Below are 23,496 nucleotides of genomic sequence, written 5' to 3' on the forward strand. Positions count from 1 at the left end.
TTACTCACTTGTCGCCACAGCCCTTTCTGCCGAACACAGTTCGCGACACGAGTCGCTCCGCCATTCGGCGTTCGGCTCGTGCTCAGCAGTATCACCAATCACAAGAGGTGAGCCTAACACCATGAACCAGTACCTTTGTATGATCGTCGTGGCCCTGATCGCGATTGCTGGTAGCGGCGGTGCGTCTGCAGCGGAGACGAAGCGCCCTAACATCCTGCTGCTGTTGAGCGACGATCACAGCTATCCCTACTTGAGTACCTATGGCAGTCCGAATGTCAAAACGCCGATACTCGATCAACTGGCTGCAGAGGGGATGAAGTTCCATCGGTTTTTTACCGGCGCGCCGCAATGCGTTCCCTCGCGGGCGACCCTGATGACGGGCCGATCGGCAGTCGTCGCCCGCATGACACGGTTCTCGTCACCCTTGCCTCGGGACGAAGTCACGCTGCCCGAGTTACTGCGTGAGAAGGGTGGTTATTTCACGGGTGTCTGCGGCCGTAATTTTCATCTGGATGGCTCGGCTCGCACCGGCGCGGCGGTAGCCCAAGTTTTTGAAACGCACAACCTGAAGACATTCAAAGACCGGGTTGATTTTCTGAACACGTGCAGCGACGCGGACGTGGCCGCCAAGTTCACCGAGTTTCTGAATCAGAAACCTGCGGACAAGCCGTTTTTCCTCTGGGCGAATTTCAGCGATCCACATCACGTTTGGAATGCCCCAGCCAGGTTCCGTCCCGATCCGGCCACCCTCGTACTGCCTGACCATTGGCCTGATTTGCCGGGACTTCGTGAGGAGCTGGCGGATTATTTCGCTGAGATCAACCGCTTGGACGAGACAGTCGCGGGAGTGCTCGACGTCCTGAAAACGCGTGGGGAGATGGACAACACGATCATTGTTTTCTGCGGCGACAATGGCGCCGCTCTGCCGCATGGCAAGGGCTCGCTGTATGACCCGGGCTCCAACGTCCCATTTTTCGTACGGTGGCCCGGCGCGGTGAAAGCGGGCGGTGAGTCTCGCGCGTTAATCAGTGCCGAAGACCTTGCGCCCACCTTGCTCGCTGCCGCTGGGGTGGCACGCAACGCCGTGAACCCTTTTTAGGCAGCGGTCGTGAGGTAGCGGGCGCGATGGATTTGGGACTTGGTAGCGAGTAGGAACTCGGGAGAGCCAGCGGGCGGGTCGGGACGTTTTTTGCGAGGATAGTTGCGGCTGGATTTGTTGGCTCGCTCGTAGGTGTCGCGCACTGCTTGAGGGAGTTGGTGGGGGAGCGATTGTTGCCGAGCCAGCGGATGTCGATAGTCGCGCATCAGCCGCCGATACGTGCGCCAGACGCCCGCTAGGCTGAGTTGAGTAGGATCTAGTTGTACGCGCGTCGCTTGGACCTGAGCATCGAGCGCCATGCTCCATAGTCCCAGCAGCGACCACTCCAACTCCAAACGCGCATGCGCGGCATTGGTGCTGCGAAGTTTGCGGCGCTGATACGTTTGCTTCAAGTGGCGAAAGAAGAGTTCCACGCCCCAGCGACGACGGTAAACGTCGAGGACTTGTCCGCGCGATAATTCTTCTTCTCCGACGCTGGTGAGCAAGTAGACCGGATACTTTCCACCAGTGGCCACGACGAGGCGTAACACGAGCGGCGGCTGACTGCGACGGGCAGCACGATCGGGCCAGAGATACACCGTGCCAACGACTTCGCGGGAGAAGCCCAGCTTGTACAGCAGACGCACATTCGAACCGACTCGCACCAGGAAATGGCGACCACTGTTAACAACGGCGCGCAGACAATCGTAACCCACGAAGCCAGCATCGGCGGTGATCAGGGCATTGCTCGGAAGTTCGTCGAGCATCGCCAACCAATGCTCGCGCTCGCTACTGCCGGTCGGACCGATTCGCCACGACCAAGGCAGTCCTGTGCCGACGTGAAACAGCAGGGTCAACCACATTTGCGGGACGCTTGCCTTGCGCGAGTGAATCGCGGTGCGCGGTTTCTGGCGACGATTGCGTTTGAGTTTTCGTCCCTTACCATCGCGAACCGGAGCATGTGCCGCCTCGTGTGACTTGCTTCGCGGCACGTCGACTCGGCTGCCATCAATGCCGAAGAGGACCAGGCCATGAACTCGCCAAAGGGTGGGTAATGCACGCTGCATCTGCCGTCGAAACGTCACCTGCAATACGCCGACCAGCAGCACCGTCCAACGCAGCAGCAACTTCATGAAGGCTTGCACCGAACTGGCAAACTCCTGTTGCGGCGCAAACAGAAATTGAGCTAATCTGCGGGCAGCAAAGAAGCGGTCCCCCAGCGTGAGTTCATCCGACCAAGCCCAGAGCAACGCCGTGGCCGCCAATTGCCGTGGGCCCCACGTGCAGTCGTCACGAAACCGAATCGCACCCCAGTCCCCCTCGCCGAGCAATCGCTCCAGTGACTGCTTGAGCTGATCCGCTTGGAACTCGGCAACGACAACCTGACTTCGACCTTGCTGACTTCGACTAGGGTCTTGATGCGACATTCCCGAATCCTTTCGGGTGAGCGGTGAACGATCCTTTCGCGGTGAGAAACGAAAGCATCGCCACTAACCTCAATCGCATCAAGACTTTTTCACTCTCGCCAAAAAGGGTTCACGGCGTTGGGTGGCACGGGTGTACTCACCCGTGTGTCTTCCTTCGCCTTATGAGTTACGGCTCTTAAGGCAAACGGGAAGAAGCCAGCACATTCCCAATACTTCCGGCAGTGCAACCCTACTCAAAAATGGCCCGAAATCCACCAAACTACTTAGCTCACTCTTCACACGACAATGGCCAGCAAACACGGGTGAGTACACCCGTGCCACCAACCGGGCTGACCTGCCTGGTCCGCGGCTCGTCTTGGTAAACCGAAAGTCCAAGTCGACCTCCCAGGCCGCTGGTCGTAGCCTGCGATCAATTTGTTCGAGTGGCCAGAAAATAAACTCACAGTACTCCGCTCCCGCGCGGTAAGAATCGTTCGGCACAAATCCGAATTGCACTTTGACGCGTCCGGGCGTCACCATCGCGAAATAACTCCCCACGTACAACACCGGCAGCAGCAATAAGAGTGCTGCGATCATCGGCGCGGCGCTGGAACGTGGCTTATCCATCTGCGCATTCTAAGGGCGGCACTTCCGGGACGTCATGCTGGCAGGGCACTCTTTTGCACGAGTAGAATGCGCGTATGGATCCGAACCCCTATGAATCACCTGAACGACCCGACCAATCGACAAAGGTGCCAGCTCGTCGACAGGGGGTGGTGATTGCGTTGGGAGTCCTCGCCATTCCCGCTGGGGCTATCGCCTTCTTCACGACGTGCGTAGCAACTCTCGAAGTTGCTCCGGGTTCCGGGGACGAACTCCCACTACTCATGGGCGTCGTTGGAGGTGCTGCTACCATCGCCCTTATGATCTTTCTGATGGTTCTCGCCTCGAAGCGCTGACGACACGGCAGGTTACACTAGCTGCCAAAGGCCCCAGACAAAGGCAATCGCGTTCGTTGTTCGAACCCTTACGTCGCTCTGCGGCCAGCCAGAATTCGGGCATTTCCCCCGTCTCTCGTCTCTCGCCTCTCGTCCCGCTCCTCCCCACTCTTCTTCAACCTAACCACCGGCACTTCATCGAAAGACTCGGGTGACCGGCGCAGCCACTTCAAGCTGACGACAGCTGCCACCGTTTCGGGATAGACGAAGGCGAGGTTGCCGATGATCATCGCCAGCCCAAAGGTGGGCATGCCGAGGAACAGGGCGATACCGCCATGCACGCCCACGGCCAGGGCGAGGCAGATGGGTCGCGTCAGTTTGGGCCAGACCAGGAAGCAGTAAAAGACTTCCCAAAAGACGGTGATGTGCGTGAGGAGCGCGATGAACCAGCGATACTGCACGAGCCATGTCAGGTCGAACGATTGATATTCTAAATTGGCGATGGCATACCAGCAGGCACTGCCGTCCCACCAGAGTTCGCCGCGGGCTTTGCCGATGCCGCCGAACAGATAGATCACGCACATGTGCAATTGCAGCAGGCGAATGGCAATGGTTGTGCCTGCCGAAGGAACAACCGGCGTTGCCGTGCCGCGGCGTTCGGCCAGCCAGCGATCGACGGAGTAAACCGCACCGCTGGGACCAAGCATTAAGTAGGTCGCGAACATCGCGTTGACCTGGTCGAGCCCAAACAGGCTGCCGGTCAAGCGATGGCAATACGAAAGCGTGATAATGAACGCCAGGACCGACACGACGCGCGTGTAGAATCCGATGGTGAGCATCAGAAACACGATCACCGCGGCCAGGTTCAACAGCCCGAGCAGGATCGGCGAATCGACATAGTACAAATAGCTCCAGGCAAAGTTGCGGCCATCGACCGACGTATTCAGCAGTTCGGCGGTGGGACCGTTGATCCAACTATCGCGGCCCAAAAACATCTGCTGGTTGATTAGCCAAACCAGGTGCGTGTACAGCAGCATTGCGCCGGCGCAAATCCGCACCACAGCCAGCGTATGAGGCTGTTGCGGCTGGAACCAAAAGCGATTCCAAGCAGCCCATACTCCGCTGAACCAATCACCCGTCGCAACCACAAGCGTGTTCATCGGTTCACTCCACTCGGGGAGGCGGGAGGTGCTTCGAGCAGGTCGACATAGGTCGTCGGGTCGCTCGGTTTCATTCGCAGCTCGCCCGCTTCGAACGGGCTGAGGAGCCGATGCTCGACGCGGGTAATGGTTACCTTATCGCCGACTTCAGCATCGCCGCCGTGCGCTTTCAGCAAGTGCTGGGTAAGCGACTTCTGCAACTCTTCGTATTGCCGACGACGAAACTTCCACTCGCTCAGCTGAGCCTCGTGCGCGAGCACACGGTCGGCATGCAGGCGGCGCTGGCGCTCGGTTTGTTGGGTGTTCAGTGGCGGCGGCGAAGGCTCCGGCGGAGCTACCGGCGACGTGTATTGATTGTTGTAAGCCTCGGCGATCATGAAGTGACGGTGATACTTCAGCCGCGGCTGTTGTTGCTGAAGATCGGGAAAGCGCCCTTCGATCGGCGCGCGCTCGCCATCGGCAAATTCGACTTTGTACTTCACCAGGTGGCTCGGCCCCGGATTGGGCGCGAAGAAGAAGTAGCCGTGATCGAGATAGAGTGCACCAATGTACGGGCGAAACCAACCGACCAGCCCATCGGCAAATGGTGACGAAGAGCCATTGCCCACGCGGCAAGCAAATTGAAATGGCGGCAGAAAGACCGCCAGCAAATGCAATAGCAACAGCGCGCTGAGGCCGATTCTCCAGCCGAGCGGGATTGAAAAAGTGTCCGGCGCTAGCTTCCGTTCTGGCGACGACTCCTGCGAAGTGTTGATGCGCGTCGTCATGCAAACGAACATCGACCCGGCAGCAATTCGCCCCGCAAGTTTTCCGCTCCGGCAAGCAAGACCGGCAAAATCGATTGTAGGGGAATCACTCGATGAGTCGCTGCGCACGCTACATCTGGAAGGCCACATCCTGATCGGCCCGCAAACAGCACTTCTTATACTTCTTGCCCGAGCCGCAATGACAGGGATCGTTGCGGCCCACCCGTTCGCCGCGGTGAATGGTTCCCGCGGTTACTCGCTCGGGCTGAACCAGGACGTCGAGATCGGACCGATTGAAATGCCAGTCAGCTTCACCGAACTCTGCCGACTGCGGGCTGTCCAGCAGAAGCCCCGGAATGCTGGAGCCAAACTGGGGCTGTTCGCGATAGTACTGCTTGCGATATTCCCGATGGTTTGCCATGTCGGCCTGCCACTCGGCCAATTCGGGAAACGGTTGCTCAAGCACAATGCTCGCCACGACTAGGGCTTCGTGAACCTCCAATGTTTCCGGGGTTCTTTGGGCGGCGAGCAGAAGTTGCCGCGCGGGTTCCATCGCTTCACTAGCAAACTGCTGCAATGCGCCGCTAAGCAGGAAGCAGCGCATGTCGAGATCTTTCTCCGTCGAATAAAGTTCCAACAGCGCGGCCGGCGCTAGCTCGGAAGGGCTGCTCTCCAACACTCCGATGACGAGCAGGCGAGAACTTGAACTTTCGCGATACTTGGCCGTGACGCGTCGCGCGACATCGTCGGTGCCGATCTTTTTCAAGGCGGCCAGGGCCGCCTCCACGAGGCCATCGTCGAACGAATCGAGCATCTCCACGAGATAAGGGACTGTCTCTTCGAGTCGCAGCTCGCCAGCCAACTCGGCCATCATCGTTTGCAGAACGATGTTGTGGTCGAATTCAGAGTCTTCCGCGGGGCTAACTTCCAGACCCTCGGCAGGCTGACCGGCGAGGATCGCTAATGCGCGCGGGGCGAACTCAGCCGGACGACGAGCCTGTTCGTGCACGAGACACTCGATCTGCTGCCATTGCTCCTGCGAAAAGTCGCCCGTGGCGGCCAGCTTGCAAAGGTTCACTGTTGTTGCGAGCAACTCTGCGGTGGTTTGCTGGCTGTACGAAGAGCGCAACTCTAAAATTCGCTGCACATCTGCCCGAAGAGTCACCGGCAGCTCGTCGGCAACCGCGAAGTTCGCCTCCATCCCGGGCGCGATTGTGCGAACCACGGCTTTGACTGCCGCCAGTTCGAATCTGCCAAAATAAACTTCGTCTGAGAGCTGAGAAGCATACTTGTCGACGTTCTGTAACAGCCAGTTCATGGTCTCCGTGTTTTGCGGCAATTTGGCCCATTCATGCGTCACCACAAAAGCCTTGGGTCCATATTGCTCGTACGCCGAGATCACGATGGGCATGATCGATTCATCGTGGCTCCAATGGTTGGCGCAGTACTCAAGCGCGGAGTTGCGCACATCAAGTTCAGGATGCAAAAGTGCCGCTTTCACTCGTTCGATCGAAGCTCGCATTGCACTTCCTCCTTGCCGGAACTTTGCCGCTATCGTTGGTGACGCAACTCGTAATCTATGCGGTCTGCCGCGAGAGAACAGGCGTCGACGAGAAAATCTGCTGTCCCCTTGTCACAAACTTCGCCGCCCAGCCGTCCTTGTTGGCGTACCGGGGAAATAACTCAGCAGATGGGGCAAAATCATGGGCGCAACTACGATTACTGAAAATGCGGTGAACCAAGCGCGTCAACGAACCGAGATCGCCGTAGTGGGGGGCGGACTGGCCGGCTTGCTCGCAGCCGTCAAGCTGGCGCGCGCTGGCAAACAGGTGGTCTTGCTCGAGCAGGCGAAGGGACTCGGCGGTCGTGCGGCGACGACGGTGAAAGGCGACGTTCGCTTTAACCTGGGCCCCCGAGCGCTCTATTTGCACGGGGCCGCTCATCGGCTTCTCACGGAACTGGAGATTCCGTTCACCGGTGCCGTTCCCAACACCGGCAAAGGTATGGGCTACTACGGCGGCCGCGAGTATCTGCTGCCGCGGAATATGTCGCAGATACTCTCCACTTCGCTCCTCTCGTGGCGCGAGAAATGGCAGCTGTTTCGCTTCTTTCAGCAGATTCACTCGTTCGATCTGGAGCCACTCCAGCGGACCAGCATTCACGAGTGGGTAACGACCCGTTATGGGACCGGCGCGCTGGCCAATCTATTCTTCGGCCTCTTTCGTCTGTCGACCTACGCTGCCGATCTGGAACTTATTTCCGCAGGGGCGACTCTTGCACAGTTTCGCATCGGGCTGACGGGCAACGTCTGGTATATCGACGGCGGCTGGCAATCGATTGTCGATCGCTTGCGCGATCGAGCTGTTGGTCTAGGCGTGCAAATTCACACCGGCGCGCATGTCCACGCCGTTCGCAGCACTGCTGCAGGCGTGCTGGTGCAGGCGACGCATCAGCCCGACCTCCACGCTGCTGCGGCGATTCTCGCGGTCAGTCCGCAAGTGGCCAGTCTACTCCTGGCGTTGCCCGAGCCTCACGAACTAGTTCGCTGGTCTGTCGACTCAAGGCCCGTGCACGCCGCTTGTCTCGATATCGCCCTCAGCCGGCTCACGCGCCCCGAGCATCGGTTTGGTCTTGGCCTCGATGAACCGACGTATGCTTCGGTTCACTCAGCGGCGGCGAAGTTTGCCCCGCCGGGAGTCGCAGTGATCCACGTCATGAAGTACCTTCAATCGAATCAGGAGCAATCGGCGCGAGATAACGAACAGCAACTCGAAGGAGTGCTCGATCGTTTGCAGCCCGGCTGGCGCACGCATGTGCTCACGCGGCGTTATTTGCCTTCGATGGCGGTGACCCATGCGTTGCCTTTGGCCGCACAGGGTGGCCTAACGGGGCGACCGAACGTCGCGGTGGCGAATCGTCCGGGAGTGTTTCTGGCCGGTGATTGGGTCGGGCAACATGGTCAACTCGCCGACGCTGCAGCTGCCAGTGCAGCCACAGCGGCCGCATTGATCCTTGGGTCGGCCACTGCAACATCCGCAATGCGAGAACTCGAATATGCCTGACGCCATGACTGCCGCGCTCGCCGATTTCGAAACGCATCGGCCCGACCTCACTCGGCTCGCATATCGCATTCTCGGTTCCCGCGCCGATGCTGACGACGTACTGCAAGAGGCCTATCTTCGTTGGTCCAATGCAGACGTGAGCGCAGTTCGCACGCCGCGGGCGTTCCTCTCCACCATCGTCACTCGCTTAAGCATCGACCGCCGCCGCGAGATCGATGCTCGCAAAGAAACGTACATCGGCCCTTGGCTGCCGGAACCTGTCGTCGAGTCGGAAGTGAACCGTCAATCCACTGACCTGGCGGAATCGGTTTCGCTCGCGCTAATGCATGTTCTCGAAACGCTGTCCCCCGTCGAGCGCGCCGCCTACTTGCTGCGCAAAATCTTCGACTACGACTATGCGGAAATCGCCGAGACTCTCGAGAAGAGCGAAACCAACTGCCGCCAACTTGTCAGCCGGGCCGAAGCACACGTGCATGCCGAGCGGCCAAGGTTCACTGCCTCGCGCGAAGCAACTCGCCGCATGAGCGAGCGCTTCTTAGCAGCCTGCGCAACGGGCGAACTTACCGGCATTGTGCAGCTCTTGTCCGATGATATCGTCATCTTCTCTGATGGCGGCGGCAAAGCAACTGCCGCGGTTCGCCCGGTGGTTGGGGTCAATCACGTCTCGCGCTTTTTGCAAGGTATCAGCCGCAAAGCCCACGCCAATGCCAGCTATCGGCACGTGCTCGTGAACGGCGAACCGGGCATTGCCGTCTTTCACGATGCTGCGCTCGTCAACATCATCGGTTTCGACCTGGTCGACGAGCAGATCCGCCGCATCTATTTCATTCGCAACCCCGACAAGCTCGCGCGGGCTCAGGCGGAACTCCTTTCCCAGTGAGCTATTCTGCCGGCGTCTGCGAACTCGTCAGCAAGCGGCGGAGCAGAATCTCGTTCACCCGACCACGGAAGCGCTCTTTGCCGTCGATAATGACGACCGGCACGCACGTGGTATATCGCTGCCGCAATTGCGCGTCGGCATCGATGTCGACGAGCGCCAGCTGCAGTCCGTATCGCTCGAGCAGTTCTTTCGCCTCGTCGCACAGGTGGCAATGGGCGCGGGTGTAAATGGTGACCTGGTGATCGCTCATGTCGAGACGCCTGAACCAAAAATGTGGAGTCTATCCGCTCAATTCTACCACGCTGTCCAGCTATGATAGTCCGCATTCCCCAAAACCAGTCGTTCACGTTGTAGCATTGGCAGGTGACCGTTGTTCGATTTGATCATTCACAGCGGCGAAATTATCGATGGAAGCGGCGCGGCACGCGTGCGGGCCGATATTGGCATTCAAAACGGCCGAATCACGACAGTTGGCCAGCTGGCGGGCGCGACAGCTGCGAGCATGATTAATGCCTCCGGGTTGATCGTCGCCCCCGGCTTTATCGACGTCCACAATCACAGCGACGGCTGGCTCCTCTCGCACCCCAACTTCTGGCCGAAAACCAGTCAGGGCTTTACCACCGAAGTGCTGATGGCCGACGGCATTTCCTATGCCCCCGTCGATCGTCATACCTGGCGGCAATGGATCTTTTATCTGCGCCCCCTCAACGGTTTGCGCCTGCAGGACTATCGCGACTGGCAGTCGCTGGGCGAATACATGCAGCAATTCGAAGGGCGCACCGCGCAGAATGTCGCCGCGCACGTTCCCTATTCCAATTGCCGAACGATCCACGCGGGCTTCGGCCACCGCTGGCTCGACGATTATCAAAAGCGGCAAATCCGCCGCGAAATCGAAATCGCCATGGAACAAGGTGGCTGCGGGCTCTCGACGGGGCTCGACTACATGACTCAGTGCGCCTCGACGACAGAAGAACTGGTCGATGCTTGCCGCGCGATCGCCCCCTTTGATGGGCTGTACGTCACTCACATTCGTTATAAGGCGGGACTGTTCGTCGCGCTCGAAGAGGCGATTGAAATTGGCAAGCGGGCTGAGGTGAAGGTTCACATTTCGCACCTCAAGGGGACGACGCCGGAAGAAGTCGAGCAAGTGCTCGAGTTGCTAGAACGAGCGCGGCGCGAGGTCGATCTGTCGTTCGATGTCTATCCCTATCAACGCGGCAGCACGATGCTCAACTATCTGCTGCCGTACGAAGCGTGGACCGATGGCCCGCTCAATGTGCTGGCGAAAATGGGGAAGGACGACCTGCTCGCGCGGTTCCGCGCCGGACTAGCCAACCTGGGCGTTCCGCTGCACAAGATCCATATCGCCTGGACGAGCAGCTGGGATAACTCGACGCATCACGGCAAGCTGCTTTCCGACTACATCGTCGAAATGAATCGCCCGCCCGAAGAGGCTCTCTATCACCTGCTGGTCGAAGAAAATCTGGCGGTGCTGCTGGTGATTAATGCCGGCGATGACGAACTCGTCCGGCCACTGCTAGCGCACGACTTATACATGATGGGGAGCGACGGCATCTGGTTCCCGGATAGTGTCGTGCATCCGCGGGTCTATGGTTCTGCTGGTCGCTTGCTCGGGTCGTGCGTGCGCGATCACAAACTCTTCTCACTCGAAACGGCCGTCCAGAAAATGACGAGCATTCCCTGTGCGCGCTTCGGGCTGAAAGACCGCGGCGTGATTCGCGAAGGTGCTTGGGCCGATATCACAATCTTTAACGAGACCGACGTAGCCGACCAGGCAACCTACGAACAACCGCACCAGGTCTGCAGCGGCATCGAGCATGTTCTCGTCAACGGCCAGCCCATCGTTCTCAATGGCCGGCCGATCGACTTTCAAACCGAAGCCGCCCCGGGCAAATATTTGCGCTACCACAAATAGCTGTCAAAGTGCTCCTCACGCTCCGTCGTGAGGTTCTGCTGTCGCGCGGCGCATGAAGTGTACGAATAAGCGCGAACCTAGCGGGCACAAAAGTTTCTATCCCTTGTCAGGCCTTATGTTGTTTGTCCCGCGTGAGTTTGAATTTTGAAACCCCGTCGACCATCGAGCCGCGTCTTGCGTAGCCTGTGCGCTGATTTGTCAGCCGAAGACGGTGTGGATCCGCGGCTGCTAGCTCGCGGCGGCAATACTGACGACCGCCGCAAGACCTGGCAACTCTGCAGCCAGGTGCATGACTCACTTCGCTTAATCCTGGCCGAAGCAGCCGACGAGCGGTTGCAAGCGCTCGAAGTGCGCGAGGTGTTGCCAGTTCCCAACGCTGCGCAGTTGCTGGTCCTGCTCGTGCCGCTCGATCCGCTTGGCGACGAAGAGCGGCAAGCAACCGAAGCTGCGCTCAACTCAGCTGCGGGTTGGATTAGGAGCGAAGTCACCCGCGATATCACGCGCAAACGAGCCCCCCGTTTGCTTTTGCAGTTGTTGCCCGGTGTTCCCAAAACGGTCAGCTAAGTCCGCACGACTCGTGCCGGCTGCCAAGCCCTCCTGCTATCGCAAAGAGGCAGAAAATCCCGGCCGAGTTGACCATTTTCGGCAACGCATCAAAAAGCCTTGATTATTCCGCCAGGACTGCTAATATCCTCCATAGCTGCCCAGCCGAGGCCGATTTTCGCGTCATCTGCTGGCACTATCCCGCCTTCGTCTGCACACCACATTTTACCTCGGGTGATCGGAGACCTCGCCATGCTCAAGCTGCGCTTTGGGAATCGGGCTGGTTTTTGTGACGGCGTTTCGCGCCGCAACTTCTTGCAACTGGGCGCCCTAACGCTCGGTGGGACGCTGGGTGGTTTAACCCTCGGCCAATTGTATGCCGCCGAAGCTGCCAACGGCTTGGGTTCTTCGAACAAGGCGATCATCAACGTCCACCTGAGCGGCGGTCCCTCGCACCAGGATATGTTCGACCTGAAGCCCGAAGCAGCGAGCGAATTTCGGGGTGAGTTCCGCCCGATCTCGACGAACGTATCGGGTATGGATATTTGCGAGCACTTCCCGCAACTGGCAACCATGGCCGACAAGTTCGCGATCATCCGCTCGCTGATCGGCTCGACCGGCGCGCACAGCAACTATCAAACGCACAGCGCTTACGACCAGCGCGACCTGCGCAATGCCGGCGGTCGTCCCGCTATGGGAAGCGTAGTGAATAAGTTGCAGGGTGGCTCGGCCAACGGTGCTCCGGCGTTTGTCTCGTACAACGGCGGCAGCCCCGGCTACCTCGGTGCGGTGCATAAGCCCTACGAGCCGATGGGGGGTAGCTTGCGACTGAACGACAGTCTCACTTCGGCCCGGCTCGACGACCGGACCAATCTTCTTGGCCAGCTCGATACCATTCGCCGCAACATGGATACCAGCGGGCAGATGGCCGCGCTCGATTCCTTCACCCAGCGCGCCGTCGGCGTGGTCACATCGGGTGCGGTCGCCGATGCTCTCGATTCGAACAAGACCAGTCCGAAAGATCAGGATCGCTATGGCAAAGAAGGGACGAGCTTTTTGCGAGCTCGCCGCCTGGTCGAAGCGGGTGTACGAGTCGTCACCTTCGGCTGGGGTGGTTGGGACACACACTCCGGCAACTTCACCTCGCTGAAGCGGCAATTGCCGCGGCTCGATCAGGGCCTGAGTGCTCTGCTCACCGACTTGCACGATCGTGGGCTGGAAAAAGACGTGACCGTTGTCGTTTGGGGCGAATTCGGTCGGACGCCGCGCGTGAACATGAGCGCCGGTCGCGATCACTGGCCCCAAGTCATGGCTGCGTTCCTCGCGGGTGGTGGCATGAAAATGGGACAGGTTATTGGCTCGACGACGAAAAACGCGGAATATGCCAAGGACCGCCCGATTCAATTCCAGGAAGTGTTCGCCACGCTCTATCGTAACTTGGGCATCGATACAGGCCGGGCTCAACTGATTGACACTGCTGGTCGCCCGCAATACTTACTCGACCGTCGCGATCCAATCAGCGAACTGGTGTAGCACTCACCTGTCATTCTGCTGCCAATCACCCCCCGGCATTTTCTCGTAAGATGCCGGGGTTTTTGTTGCGCTATGCGCGAAACGCTTTGTTTGCTTCATTCCAGCGGATGCGCGCGACCCACACGCTGCCGTCGCTGCCGTACTTGTTATCGACGGCCATGATGTGATTCGGTCCCCAGGTCTGCATCCACTCGGCAACAGTCACCCAAGTTTCGCTGGGGCTGACCTGCGTAACGCCGAAGTTCCCCAGTCGTGCGCCCCGCTCGGGCACGAGGACCTGCTCCGTCGCGCGAATGACTTGTAATGTCTTGGGATCAACCTGCCCCATGAAGAGCGGCGCGCGATGCCGAAAGACGTGATCGTTATTGGCACCTTTGCGCGTGTATACCAGGTACATCGCGTCGGAATGAGTCACCCAATGCTGCTGCGTGTTGTAGTTCCCAAGGTCGCTGCCGTCGTCGAATTTCCAGGGCTGAATGGGGCCATATTGCAGGCCATCCTTACTGCGCGCGACGAAGCCCTGCTTATCGTTACGGAGAGTAAGAAAATACTCGCCGCCAAATCGCGTGATCGACGGCTCATGCAGGCCGCGCGTCTTGTCGTCGATCGATAGCTCGTTGCCGTGTTCTTGAAACTTGAGATCCTTCCCATCGAACTTGCACTTAGCGACGGAGACGCGCGAGTTCTTGCCGGTTGGCTTGTAGTAAAACGGCAGCAGGATGGAACCATCTTCTTCGTCGAACCGCTGCACGCAACCGGGGCCGGAGTTTTTGAACTGCTCGCCCTCGATCTTCATCCTTGTCCACGGCGTCCAAGTGTCTGACTGTGGATCATAAGTGGAGTATGTGGTGCTGCGCGGGCGCGGGTCCTTCACCTTCCAGTCAGGCGTATAGACCACGTCGTGCCCGGTGCCGAGCAGTGTTTTCGAAGCTGCGTGCCACGTCGGCCAGCAATCGCTGAGCGCCACGGGACGCTCTTGTCCGTCGTGAACCTCTGTTCGCGGCTTGAGCGGATCCTGCGCTGCGGGCTTGGTCCACGTCTTGCCGAGGTCATCTGTGTGGAGGGCGTAGACCGCTTTGAAGACGTCACTCCCGTTCACATCGAGCGTGTTCATCGTCATCACGACGCGCGGCGCTCCGTTCACGCCAACGCCCGGCACAATGCCCGCCCGTGGATGACACCAACAGGTCTTGCCGTCGTAAAACTTCGTTGGCACTTCGCGGCCGAGCTTGTAAGGCTGCGACGCACTCGTGGGCACATCTTCACCCAACAAGTGCCCGCTGCGCGCAAGCGACAGGAACGAAACACCGGCAATCAAACTGTTGCGAGTGAACTCTCGGCGTTGCATGGTCGCTAAGCTCCGTTAGTCAAAGAGAGGACTTCGAATTCAGTTAATGAGCGTTACCAGGCGGTCCAACCGCCATCGACGAGCAGATTCTGTCCGGTGACGTAGCTGCTGGCGTCACTGGCAAGGAACACTACCGCGCCCTTCAGTTCGTGTGGCTTTCCCATTCGCTGCATGGGGCTCTTCTGTTTCAAACGGTCGACCATTCCGGCCGGCGCGGTATCGCGGGGGAATGGCCCCGGACTGAGGCAGTTCACGCGGACGCGATCCGGTCCCCAGTACACAGCCAGGTGCCGCGTCATGTGGACGATGCCACCTTTAAGCGTGTGATAGGCGACCGGACTCGCGGGACAAACACCTTCATAGGCTTCGGGATATGAGCCGACCACGCCGTACATCGAGCCCAGCATAATCACGCTCGCCGGCTGCTGCTGTGCGACGGCGCGGTTCCGCACCAGGCGAGCCAATTCGAAGTAACCGGTTGCATTAGCCAGATGATGACTGAATTGCTCGGCAGTCACCGTCGTCCAGTCAGCTCCTAGCGCTTCGTGCCCATTATTCAGCAACACGTCGACTTTGCCCGCCAGCGCGATGGCGCGCTCGAACGCAGCCGGCAATGACTCGGGCTGCATGTGATCGAGCACCAGCGGAAAGTGTTCGGCCCCTTCGCTGACGGGCAGCGGCTTGATTGCTTCCCGCGCGCGGGCCTCATCGCGGCTGGAAAGAATCACCGACGCTCCGGCTTCAGCTAATCCGCGGGCCAGTGCCGAGCCCAAGTGCCCGCTGCCGCCGGTGACGAGCGCCACCTTGCCCCGCAAACTGAAGAGTTCCTGAACGGTTGGTTCTACCGCCATCAAGCACACTCATCTTTCAAATTTTGCCACGCGCGACTCTCACAACTGGCCAGCGCCGCCAGATTTGCCCGTAACGTCGCGGCACCGGCATCCAGCGAACAGGTTACCGGCCGTTTCCTTTCGACTGCATCCAAGAACAGCTTTGCTTGTTCGATAAACAGAGTATCGCGCTCCAGCGGCGGAAACGTTTCATCGTGCCAGGAATCACCCGGCGTGGTTTGCCACCGCCAACGAGACTCGTGCCCTTCGAATCGCACGGTCCCGCGCTCGCAAACAACAGTGACTATCGTCTCGTTCGGGGCCTGATGTTGATTGAGTGCATAACTGGCCAGCACGCGACCATGCCGGGCCAGCAGGTGGACCGTATCTTCCACTTCGACACCCGGCAGCAATTGATGCTCGGCATCGGCGACAAGCTGCGACATTGGTCCGACTAACCATTCGCCAGCATTCAGAATGTGCGTGAGCGCATCCTGAATGGCACCGCCCCCCGTCGCGCGATCCTTGTAATAGATTTCGCGATAGGCCGGGCGATACGTCGGAAAGTGTTGCCCGCAAACGGCGACAAGTTCCACGGGCTGACCGAAGCGTCCACTGGCAATCGCTTCGCGCATGGCCCCCAACACCGGATGACTCCGATAGACATAGGCCACGCCGCAGACGATCTGCTGTCGCGCAACGAGTTCGCTAAGTTCTTTCACACCCTGCGTGCTCGTGCTCAGTGGTTTCTCGATCAGCAGGTGAACACCTGCCTGCGCGAGTTGGCTGGCAATCTTCAAATGCAGATGTGCGGGAACTGCGACGACCGCTGCGGTGGGCTTCGTTGCCAACGCTTCTTCGAGCGAAGCATACCCGCGCACGTTGTAGCGCTCGGCGACTGCTTGCCGCAGAGCTGGGTTGATTTCGACGAGTGTGACCTCGCTTCGTCCCGTCCCTTGAAAGCAACGAAGATGGCGCTCGCCAATCGAACCGACGCCAACGACGAGTACGTGATGAGAAGGGGATTCGGACATCGGTGCTCGCTTGATGCGCGGGATTGCGGATCGGTTAACTAATTAGCAGCAGCCCCTCACCCCAACCCTCTCCCCGGCCGCATTTGATTAAATTCGGCGAGGAGAGGGAGTGAAGAAGCAGAAGATTAGACGCGACGGTCGAACGTCACGCCGAGCGGGGCGAACTTCTTGGCGATATCTTCCAGGCCGTTCTTGACCATCAGCAGGTCAGCGCCGTGACAGAGGAAGCGGCCGCCAAGTGCGAGGACTTCTTTCGCGTGTTCAACGGAGAAAATCGGCATGCCCCAGTGCTTGCCGGCCTTCTTCGCAGCAGCAGCCACTTGTTGCATCGCGTCCTTGATCTTCGGATGGTCGAACTGCCCTGGAATGCCGGCGAGAATGCTGAAGTCGCCAGGACCCAGGAAGAGAATATCGACGCCATCGACGGCGGCCATCGCTTCGGCATGCACGAGCGCCTTGGGATCTTCGATCTGAATGACGATGAATGTTTCGTCATTCGCGGCCTTGATGTATTCGCCAAGCGGCATCATGCAGTACGGGTTGTCGCAGTTGCCGCTATCGATGCCGCGCTCACCCATGGGCGCGAACTTCGACCAGCGGACGACCTGCTTCGCCTCTTCCGCGTTGTCGCAGCGGGGATACATGATGCCGGTCGCACCAATTTCGAGAATCCGCCCCATCCGCATGAACTCGCCCTTGGCCGGGCGAATCATGATGTCCGAAGCGCCGACGCGCGACGCGCGGGCCAAGTGAGCGGCTGTCTCGACGCTGTGGCCGTGGTGCTCCAGGTCGAGCCACAGACCATCCCAGCCCATCAAGCTGGCCATTTCAAACACCGAGGCATCGCCAAAGTGCATGGTCGTAAGAAGGACGGGTTGATTCTGTTTCAGCTTGGCTTTGATCGTACTCTTGCGCATGGTTCAGGTGAGCTTTCGAGCTAGGAAGGAAGTTATATCGAGGATGACGGCGACACTTGTCTCCGTCGCAATGCGTGGGAATGTATGCAGCACAATGACGACACCAGTGTAACGAGCACGGATGACGGCAACATGCTGCCCGAGGGGATCGGTGACCGTACCGAGCACGTCCCCCTCTTGCACGGTCTGACCGAGTTCGACATGGGCCTCGAAGAAGCCTTCGCAGGGTGCCGGATGATTGATTTGCATGTGCCCCGACCCAGGCCGGTCGTCTTCGATCATGAGGGGTTCACCACCGACGGCCGGGGAGGTCAAGCGAGGCAACAGACCAAACTCGCGCATCACACCCAAGCAGCCCGCGACATACGCGGCCGTGCCGGCCGGATCGAGCCGAGCGCCGCCGAGATACTCGGTATAAATTGCGGGGATATTGGCATCGCGGGCCACCGACAACGAGCGGCCACTGAGCGTGGGATCGGTGCCCCAAATGATCGGCAAGCCGAACGCGCGGGCCATGCGCCGCTGCTGATTGAGGACGTGCTCATCGCGATGGAGTACATAACCGGAAAGAGGTGCCACCATCAGCCGCGTCCCCCCGGTGTGCAGATCGATATACAAATTGGCCGTGCGAATGAGCGTCGACAGTGCGAAAGCAATTTGCTCGGTAACGCTGCCATCCGCGCGACCCGGGCAAGTGCGCGCCAGGTCGAGGCCATCTTCGGCCGTGCGCTGACCTAGCTTGAAAGCGGGCTCATTGACGATGGGGACGAGCGTGACACGGCCGGACAATTCGACGGGATTAATCGCGGTCATCAGCAGGCGAATCGCAGCCATCGGCTCGAACTCATCGCCATGCACTCCACCGGTGATGAGTAAGTGAGGACCGGGCGCATTGCCCACGATTTCGTGAGTCGATAGTTGCATGTCGTGCTCGCTTCGCGAATGATGCCGAGACGAATAGCATAGCAATCTCAGGGAACGAGCGGGTCATGGATCAGCAGCCGACAAATCTCACCAGCCAATCGCAGGCGCTGTACCGCGAAGCGCGCCAGCTGATGCCCGGCGGCACTCAGTTACTCAGCAAGCGGCCCGAGTTGTTTGCGCCCGAGCAGTGGCCCGCCTATTATTCCGCGGCGAAAGGGTGCGAAGTCACCGATCTCGATGGCCGGAAGTACCTCGACTTTTCGCACAACGGCGTCGGCGCTTGCTTGCTTGGCTATGCTCATCCGCGAGTGAATGAAGCGGTAATTCGCCGCGTGGAGCAAGGTTCGATCTGTTCGCTCAATAGTCCCGATGAAGTTCGACTAGCCCGCGAACTAGTACGCTTGCATCCCTGGTCTCAGCAAGTGCGATTCGCCCGCGGCGGCGGCGAAGCACTCGCGGTCGCGGCACGCTTTGCCCGGGCGGCGACGGGGCGCGACGTCATCGCCTTCTGCGGTTATCACGGTTGGTGCGATTGGTACCTGGCCGCGAATCTCAATGGCGATCGCGCGCTCGATGGCCACCTGCTGCCGGGATTGAGTCCGAGTGGCGTACCCCGTGGTTTGCAGGGGACCGCGCTGCCGTTTGCTTACAACAGGCTCGATCAACTGGCGGCCATTGTCCGCGAACAAGGTCTGCATCTGGCCGCGGTCATCATGGAGCCAACGCGCAACATGCCTCCGGCCGAAGGCTTCATCGCTGGTGTGCGTCAGCTATGTGACGACTGTGGAGCGAAGTTGATCTTCGACGAAGTGACTACGGGCTTTCGGCTGCGGCACGGCGGCGCGCATCTCGATTTCGCAATCGAGCCTGACGCAGCAGTCTTTGCAAAAGGGCTTGGCAGCGGACATCCGATTGCCGCGATCATCGGCAAGGCCACCATGCTGGAAGCCGCGCAGGAGACGTTTGTCTCAAGCACATATTGGACCGATGGCGTGGGTCCAGCGGCGGCGCTCGCCATGCTGGACGTATGTGCCGAGATCGATGTCCCCGGGCATTTGCGAAACATCGGTCTGCTCCTTCGCCGTGAGTGCGAGCAATTGGCCGCGCAGCACGGTGTACCGCTTACAGTTGGCGGTTATCCGGCGCTCACTTCGCTGGCGTTTCAACATCCAGAAGCTGCGGCCCTGCAAACACTCTTCACCGTGCGGATGCTGGAGCGCGGCTTTCTCACCGGCAGTGGGTTTTATCCCACACTGGCGCATGAGCCAGCGCATGTCACTGCGTTTGCCAAAGCTGCTGAGCCCGTGTTTGCAGAACTGGCGATTGTAATTCGCCAGCAAGACATTGCGGCACGCATCGGCGGGCCAGTAAGACACGCCGGCTTTCACCGGTTGACTTGACCCGTCATCGCCCGATGCGTATGCGAAGGTGATGTGCCACTCGGCTTTCGATTGCCGATCGACCTCGAGCCGCACCACCCACTGGCAAGCTGCCAGTGGCACTCCAAGAGTCGTGGGAAAATCGAGGCAGTGCGTTCGATTTTCTAATTCTTCACGCCGGTAACGGGCGGGCGAGTTGGCGCGGGAGCAGGTGTGGTAGCGATTAGTTGCAGTTCTTTCGCCACGCTGGCTTGCAAGTCTTGAGCAGCGCCGTGCATCACGCTGCGAATCTTGCCAGCGCGGTCGATGATGACCACGGCTGGTAATTCACCAATCCGAAACGCATGGCTCACCGTTCCCGATGGATCGCTGACCGCAGCGGAGGTGAAGTCGTGCTTCGTGGCGAAGCGACGCACCGCGCTAATGTCTTCGCCCACATTGACCGCGTAAAAGGCCACGCCTGTGGAGGCAGTGTTCTTCACGAAGCCGGTTACTTTTGGCATCTCGGCGGTGCTGGGCGTGCACCACGAGGCCCAGAAGATGAGAACGGTTGCAGCCTTGGCGTCTTCCGGATTTAGCTTGATACGGCTGCCGTCGAGTTGAATCAGTTCGACGGGCGGCATCTGCTGGCCGATAAGATCGGCCGATTCGTCGCAGGCGAGCGATTCGTAAATGCAATGCACGCGGCGCACTTCGCGCGGCAAGCTGATCTGGAACGCGTCTGCGGGAATTTGTCCGCCAATTTTCCAATTCAGCTTGGAAGTGGCGATCATTTGAAATTGATTGTCGGGGCCGATGTTCACTTCGGTGGTGCGGACGAATTGCCGTAGCATTGGTTCGCCTTGCGCAGCGATCCAGATATCGACCCGCTGTTGGCCCCATTGCATTTGAAAGTGATGGCAGCGGACGTTGTCGATGGGTTCGATGCCCGCGTACTTCACCGCCGAAACTTGAGCGTGGACAAATTCCAGCAAGTTGGGCTGCATGAGAATATCGATTCCCGAGCCCGACAAGCTCTGCGCGAGCATTACGTTCCGTTGCAGTTCCCCTTGTTCGCCCACCGGATGTTGCGAATAGAGAAGTTGTAAGTCGTAGAGCGTGGTTACTTGCTGGCCGTCGTTGACGCAGATCAGTTCCGGCGATTTGCTGAAGCCCGACTGGACTTCAATGCGAAACAGATTCGGCCGCTGATAAACCATCGTGTAATGGTTCTTCCCTTCGGCACCGCGCGAAGTCTTCCAGTTGTTGGTTACATCCAGCTTGTAGCTGGGAGTGGTTCGCAAAAAGCGAACAGCTTCGGTAAGCACTTCGTCGAACTTGTGCTGATCGGCCGAGGCCTGGGCATAAGCGGCGGGCTTGACCTGGTTGTCGTGAATGACGCCGCTCGATTGTGGCCGTGCCGGTTTTTGAACAGGTTGCTGCGCGGGGTTTTGACCTTGCGCAGTGACCGTGGCGGCAACCAACATGAGCGAACCGGTAAGCAGAGAAAAACGCATCGTTCGGACTCCTTCCCACAGCTGGCGAGCAGTCTGGGTTCTACTCGGCAGCGAACTAAACCAACGAACTGTGAACTCTCAAGAATTGATGGCAAGCAAACGAGCGCGAACCGTTATTGATTCACTTCGCGCTCGAGGTCGTTGAGCGCGCCGTTGATTCGTTCGAGCGAACGACGGAGTTCTGCACCCCGCAGTTGACCGTCGCGATCTCGCAAGGCCAGCGCCCGATCTTCGAGCCGGACGGTGTTAGCATCGATGTTTTGCGCTACCCGTTGCATCAGCGCGACGGTGCGGCGTTGATCGTCGTACGTGCGAATGCGATCGCGTTGCAAATTGGCGAGCGTCTGCGAATAGCTATCGAGTTGAGCCAGCGATTGCTGAATCGCCCGTTGCTCGGTGTAGCTCACCAACCCTTGCAGGGCCGTTTGTGCTGCTGCCGAATCCTGATTCAACGCTCGCAGCAGTTGCTCGACACGCGAACCGTACACGGGGCGAGCCACATCGACATACGTCTTATCCTGCTGCAACATCAGGTCGATCTGATCGATGCTGCGGCCCACAGGCGATAGCTTGGTGTAATTGATGAGCTTGTAGCCTTCGACAATCGTGCTCCAGCGAGTGTAGGCCGTATCGAAGTCGATCTTGATCAGCCGCATCTGTTCGCCGCTGGCCAGTTGAGCATCCCCCTGCACCACACTTTGCCGCACTTCGGCCAGGTGCCCTTTCAGGGTGCGGACGTCGCGTTGCAGGCGGGGGACTTCAGGAATGCCAAAGACGAACGGGGTGAGACCGGCAAGGAAGGCATCGCTTTGCGCCATGGCTTGATCGATGGCCAGCAGCAGGTCTTGATTGGGCCGATAGATCGGGCCGGGATTGGTCGGCGTACCACCGGGGAAGTTGCCGCCGGGAACTGTGCCACTCGGAATGCCCGTGCTCCGTGCGAGCGTGTCGCTCAATTGCAGCAAGCCACTCTCCACACTTTGCCAGTAGAGGCGAGTGAACACGGGTGGCTGACCTTGCATCAATTGCGGCGTGATCCGGGCCGCCTGTTGTTGCAACTGCTGTAATTCCCACTGCAAGCGTTGTCCCGACGAGGATCGTTGCACCGACAGGCGGAAGTTATCGAGCTGGCCGGCGAAAGTATCAAGATCACGCAGCGTGGTGTTGTAAGTGTAATCTTGATTGCCACGCGATTGATACATTTGAATGATCGACTGCGTGCCACGACTGATCGAGTCGATCTGGGCGAGCAGGCGTTGGGTTTCGATAGCACCAGTACCACCGGGATTGCCGGGCAACGGCTGCGGATAGCCACCGCCATAGATCGGATCGGTCGGTAGGCGAAGCGAAGCGCGCGTGTCGCTCAGCAGCGTGCTAACGCGGCGGGCGATCGACGCGGTCGAAGGTGCAGTGCCCGGCGGATTGCTGAGCGAAGTCTGCACAGCGTCAAACGAGCGTTCGACAACTCGCAGTTCTTGGTCGAGTGTTTCTGGGCGAAAGTTGCGCTGAGCAACTGCTCGGCGGAACGATTCCGTCGCATCGTACAAAGCCTGCGAACGGAGCGACACTTGTTGCCCTTGCAGCGTGCCGGTCAGTTCAAAGGCGGCAGTGTCGCCAAGCAACTTGGCCGCCGCGACCAGACGCGTCGAGAGATCGACAATCGTCCCCGCAGCGCCATTGGGCTGGCTGGCTGTGTTCGTCATCAGAATTTCGCGAACCAATGCGAAGCGATCGCCGCGCAGTTGTGTCAGGCGATCGGTCCATTGACGCAAGTCCGTCGCCGTAGGTTGATTCCATGTGACCGCCTGCAGCGTTTCGAGGACGAATGTTTGTTGATCGCGTCCCTTCGAGTTGAAGAACTCGTCGGAACCGAGAATGGTGGCTTGCACATCGACAGGGGACATCCCGCCACGCAGCAATTCAACCCAAGCGGTTAACTCGGGCCCCGGTTCGCGACCCAGATAATCGCGATACCAACCGCGCACTTGTTCCGCTTCGGCATTGCGCTGCGGCTGCGCGAGAATGGGCTGAGCATAGACCGGCTGGGCCAGCGGCTGAGCATTGAACGCCGGCACCACTTGGGCCAGAGCTTGCGAATGCGGGACCACTAAAGGGGCCCCAGCAACAAAGAAAAACAACACTGCGACCACCATGGCGATCCGTCTCATGGCAAGCATCCCCAATTCCAATGCGGGCAAAACCTATCCTGACCAGTCCGTTGGCAATCACTATAGCGCATCGCGGCAATTCATTACAATCGCAGCTTCGGCGTGCTAGCACGGGCAG

Annotated in this window: 20 protein-coding genes; 8 read left to right on the forward strand and 12 right to left on the reverse strand. The window is 59.2% G+C overall.

The window, feature by feature from the left end:
* The first annotated feature begins 121 nt into the window (after nt 1-121).
* Entirely contained in the window at nt 122-1,099 is a 978-nt protein-coding gene (locus ETAA8_RS32955) for a sulfatase-like hydrolase/transferase (RefSeq protein WP_202921423.1), read from the forward strand.
* On the opposite strand, the gene ETAA8_RS32960 is transcribed toward ETAA8_RS32955, so the two are convergent.
* Complete coding sequence (locus ETAA8_RS32960; RefSeq protein ID WP_145083689.1) at nt 1,096-2,505, reverse strand: transposase; 1,410 nt, start codon at nt 2,503-2,505, stop codon at nt 1,096-1,098. The genes ETAA8_RS32955 and ETAA8_RS32960 overlap by 4 nt on opposite strands.
* Nucleotides 2,506-3,185: 680 nt before the next feature.
* Between ETAA8_RS32960 and ETAA8_RS32965 the strand changes: the two genes are divergently transcribed.
* Complete coding sequence (locus tag ETAA8_RS32965) at nt 3,186-3,443, forward strand: hypothetical protein (RefSeq protein ID WP_145099294.1); 258 nt, start codon at nt 3,186-3,188, stop codon at nt 3,441-3,443.
* A 68-nt stretch (nt 3,444-3,511) separates the two neighbouring features.
* Here the strand turns inward: ETAA8_RS32965 and ETAA8_RS32970 are convergent, their stop codons facing one another.
* The 3 genes from ETAA8_RS32970 to ETAA8_RS35105 form a co-directional block, all read right to left on the reverse strand.
* Entirely contained in the window at nt 3,512-4,582 is a 1,071-nt protein-coding gene (locus ETAA8_RS32970) for an HTTM domain-containing protein (RefSeq protein ID WP_145099297.1), read from the reverse strand.
* Complete coding sequence (locus ETAA8_RS32975) at nt 4,579-5,349, reverse strand: hypothetical protein (RefSeq protein WP_145099299.1); 771 nt, start codon at nt 5,347-5,349, stop codon at nt 4,579-4,581. Before ETAA8_RS32975 ends, ETAA8_RS32970 begins: the two co-directional genes overlap by 4 nt.
* A 109-nt stretch (nt 5,350-5,458) precedes the next feature.
* A complete protein-coding gene (locus tag ETAA8_RS35105; RefSeq protein ID WP_202921424.1) occupies nt 5,459-6,850 on the reverse strand; it encodes an SEC-C metal-binding domain-containing protein in 1,392 nt (463 codons plus the stop codon).
* A gap of 181 nt (nt 6,851-7,031) precedes the next feature.
* Here ETAA8_RS35105 and ETAA8_RS32985 point away from each other — a divergent pair, with 181 nt between their 5' ends.
* Together ETAA8_RS32985 and sigJ are read left to right on the forward strand one after the other, a co-directional pair.
* Nucleotides 7,032-8,390 (forward strand): phytoene desaturase family protein, encoded by a 1,359-nt coding sequence (locus ETAA8_RS32985; RefSeq protein WP_145099302.1) that lies wholly within the window; start codon nt 7,032-7,034, stop codon nt 8,388-8,390.
* Nucleotides 8,383-9,270 (forward strand): RNA polymerase sigma-70 factor, encoded by an 888-nt coding sequence (gene sigJ / locus ETAA8_RS32990; RefSeq protein ID WP_145099305.1) that lies wholly within the window; start codon nt 8,383-8,385, stop codon nt 9,268-9,270. Before ETAA8_RS32985 ends, sigJ begins: the two co-directional genes overlap by 8 nt.
* Before the next feature lies 1 nt (nt 9,271).
* Here the strand turns inward: sigJ and ETAA8_RS32995 are convergent, their stop codons facing one another.
* The gene (locus ETAA8_RS32995; RefSeq protein ID WP_145099308.1) at nt 9,272-9,520 is read right to left on the reverse strand and encodes a glutaredoxin family protein; all 249 of its coding nucleotides are present in this window, start codon (nt 9,518-9,520) and stop codon (nt 9,272-9,274) included.
* A gap of 120 nt (nt 9,521-9,640) precedes the next feature.
* Between ETAA8_RS32995 and ETAA8_RS33000 the strand changes: the two genes are divergently transcribed.
* From ETAA8_RS33000 to ETAA8_RS33010, 3 genes are all read left to right on the forward strand, one after another.
* A complete protein-coding gene (locus ETAA8_RS33000; RefSeq protein WP_145099311.1) occupies nt 9,641-11,206 on the forward strand; it encodes an N-acyl-D-amino-acid deacylase family protein in 1,566 nt (521 codons plus the stop codon).
* Nucleotides 11,207-11,380: 174 nt separating this feature from the next.
* Entirely contained in the window at nt 11,381-11,770 is a 390-nt protein-coding gene (locus ETAA8_RS33005) for a ribosome-binding factor A (protein WP_145099313.1), read from the forward strand.
* Nucleotides 11,771-12,001: 231 nt separating this feature from the next.
* Nucleotides 12,002-13,282 (forward strand): DUF1501 domain-containing protein, encoded by a 1,281-nt coding sequence (locus tag ETAA8_RS33010; RefSeq protein ID WP_145099316.1) that lies wholly within the window; start codon nt 12,002-12,004, stop codon nt 13,280-13,282.
* A gap of 70 nt (nt 13,283-13,352) precedes the next feature.
* On the opposite strand, the gene ETAA8_RS33015 is transcribed toward ETAA8_RS33010, so the two are convergent.
* The 5 genes from ETAA8_RS33015 to ETAA8_RS33035 all read right to left on the reverse strand — a co-directional run bounded on the left by ETAA8_RS33015 (nt 13,353) and on the right by ETAA8_RS33035 (nt 18,335).
* Nucleotides 13,353-14,630 carry a sialidase family protein gene (locus ETAA8_RS33015; RefSeq protein WP_145099319.1) on the reverse strand — a complete coding sequence of 426 codons (1,278 nt, stop codon included), beginning with the start codon at nt 14,628-14,630 and terminating at the stop codon, nt 13,353-13,355.
* A gap of 53 nt (nt 14,631-14,683) precedes the next feature.
* Nucleotides 14,684-15,481, reverse strand: coding sequence for an SDR family oxidoreductase (locus tag ETAA8_RS33020; protein WP_145099322.1), 798 nt, complete (start codon nt 15,479-15,481; stop codon nt 14,684-14,686).
* Nucleotides 15,481-16,494: a Gfo/Idh/MocA family protein gene (locus ETAA8_RS33025; protein WP_145099325.1), complete on the reverse strand. Its 1,014-nt coding sequence runs from the start codon at nt 16,492-16,494 to the stop codon at nt 15,481-15,483. Before ETAA8_RS33025 ends, ETAA8_RS33020 begins: the two co-directional genes overlap by 1 nt.
* 125 nt (nt 16,495-16,619) lie before the next feature.
* Nucleotides 16,620-17,411, reverse strand: a complete 792-nt coding sequence (locus ETAA8_RS33030; protein WP_145099328.1) for an HpcH/HpaI aldolase family protein — start codon at nt 17,409-17,411, stop codon at nt 16,620-16,622.
* Nucleotides 17,412-17,414: 3 nt separating this feature from the next.
* Complete coding sequence (locus tag ETAA8_RS33035; protein WP_145099332.1) at nt 17,415-18,335, reverse strand: succinylglutamate desuccinylase/aspartoacylase family protein; 921 nt, start codon at nt 18,333-18,335, stop codon at nt 17,415-17,417.
* A gap of 65 nt (nt 18,336-18,400) precedes the next feature.
* Here ETAA8_RS33035 and ETAA8_RS33040 point away from each other — a divergent pair, with 65 nt between their 5' ends.
* Nucleotides 18,401-19,735, forward strand: coding sequence for an aminotransferase class III-fold pyridoxal phosphate-dependent enzyme (locus ETAA8_RS33040; protein ID WP_145099336.1), 1,335 nt, complete (start codon nt 18,401-18,403; stop codon nt 19,733-19,735).
* A gap of 143 nt (nt 19,736-19,878) precedes the next feature.
* Here ETAA8_RS33040 and ETAA8_RS33045 read toward each other — a convergent pair whose 3' ends face one another.
* Nucleotides 19,879-21,210, reverse strand: a complete 1,332-nt coding sequence (locus ETAA8_RS33045) for a DUF2092 domain-containing protein (protein WP_145099339.1) — start codon at nt 21,208-21,210, stop codon at nt 19,879-19,881.
* A 113-nt stretch (nt 21,211-21,323) separates the two neighbouring features.
* Complete coding sequence (locus ETAA8_RS33050) at nt 21,324-23,378, reverse strand: hypothetical protein (protein WP_145099342.1); 2,055 nt, start codon at nt 23,376-23,378, stop codon at nt 21,324-21,326.
* Nucleotides 23,379-23,496 lie beyond the last annotated feature (118 nt).

The organism is Anatilimnocola aggregata, from assembly GCF_007747655.1.
GTDB lineage: Bacteria > Planctomycetota > Planctomycetia > Pirellulales > Pirellulaceae > Anatilimnocola > Anatilimnocola aggregata.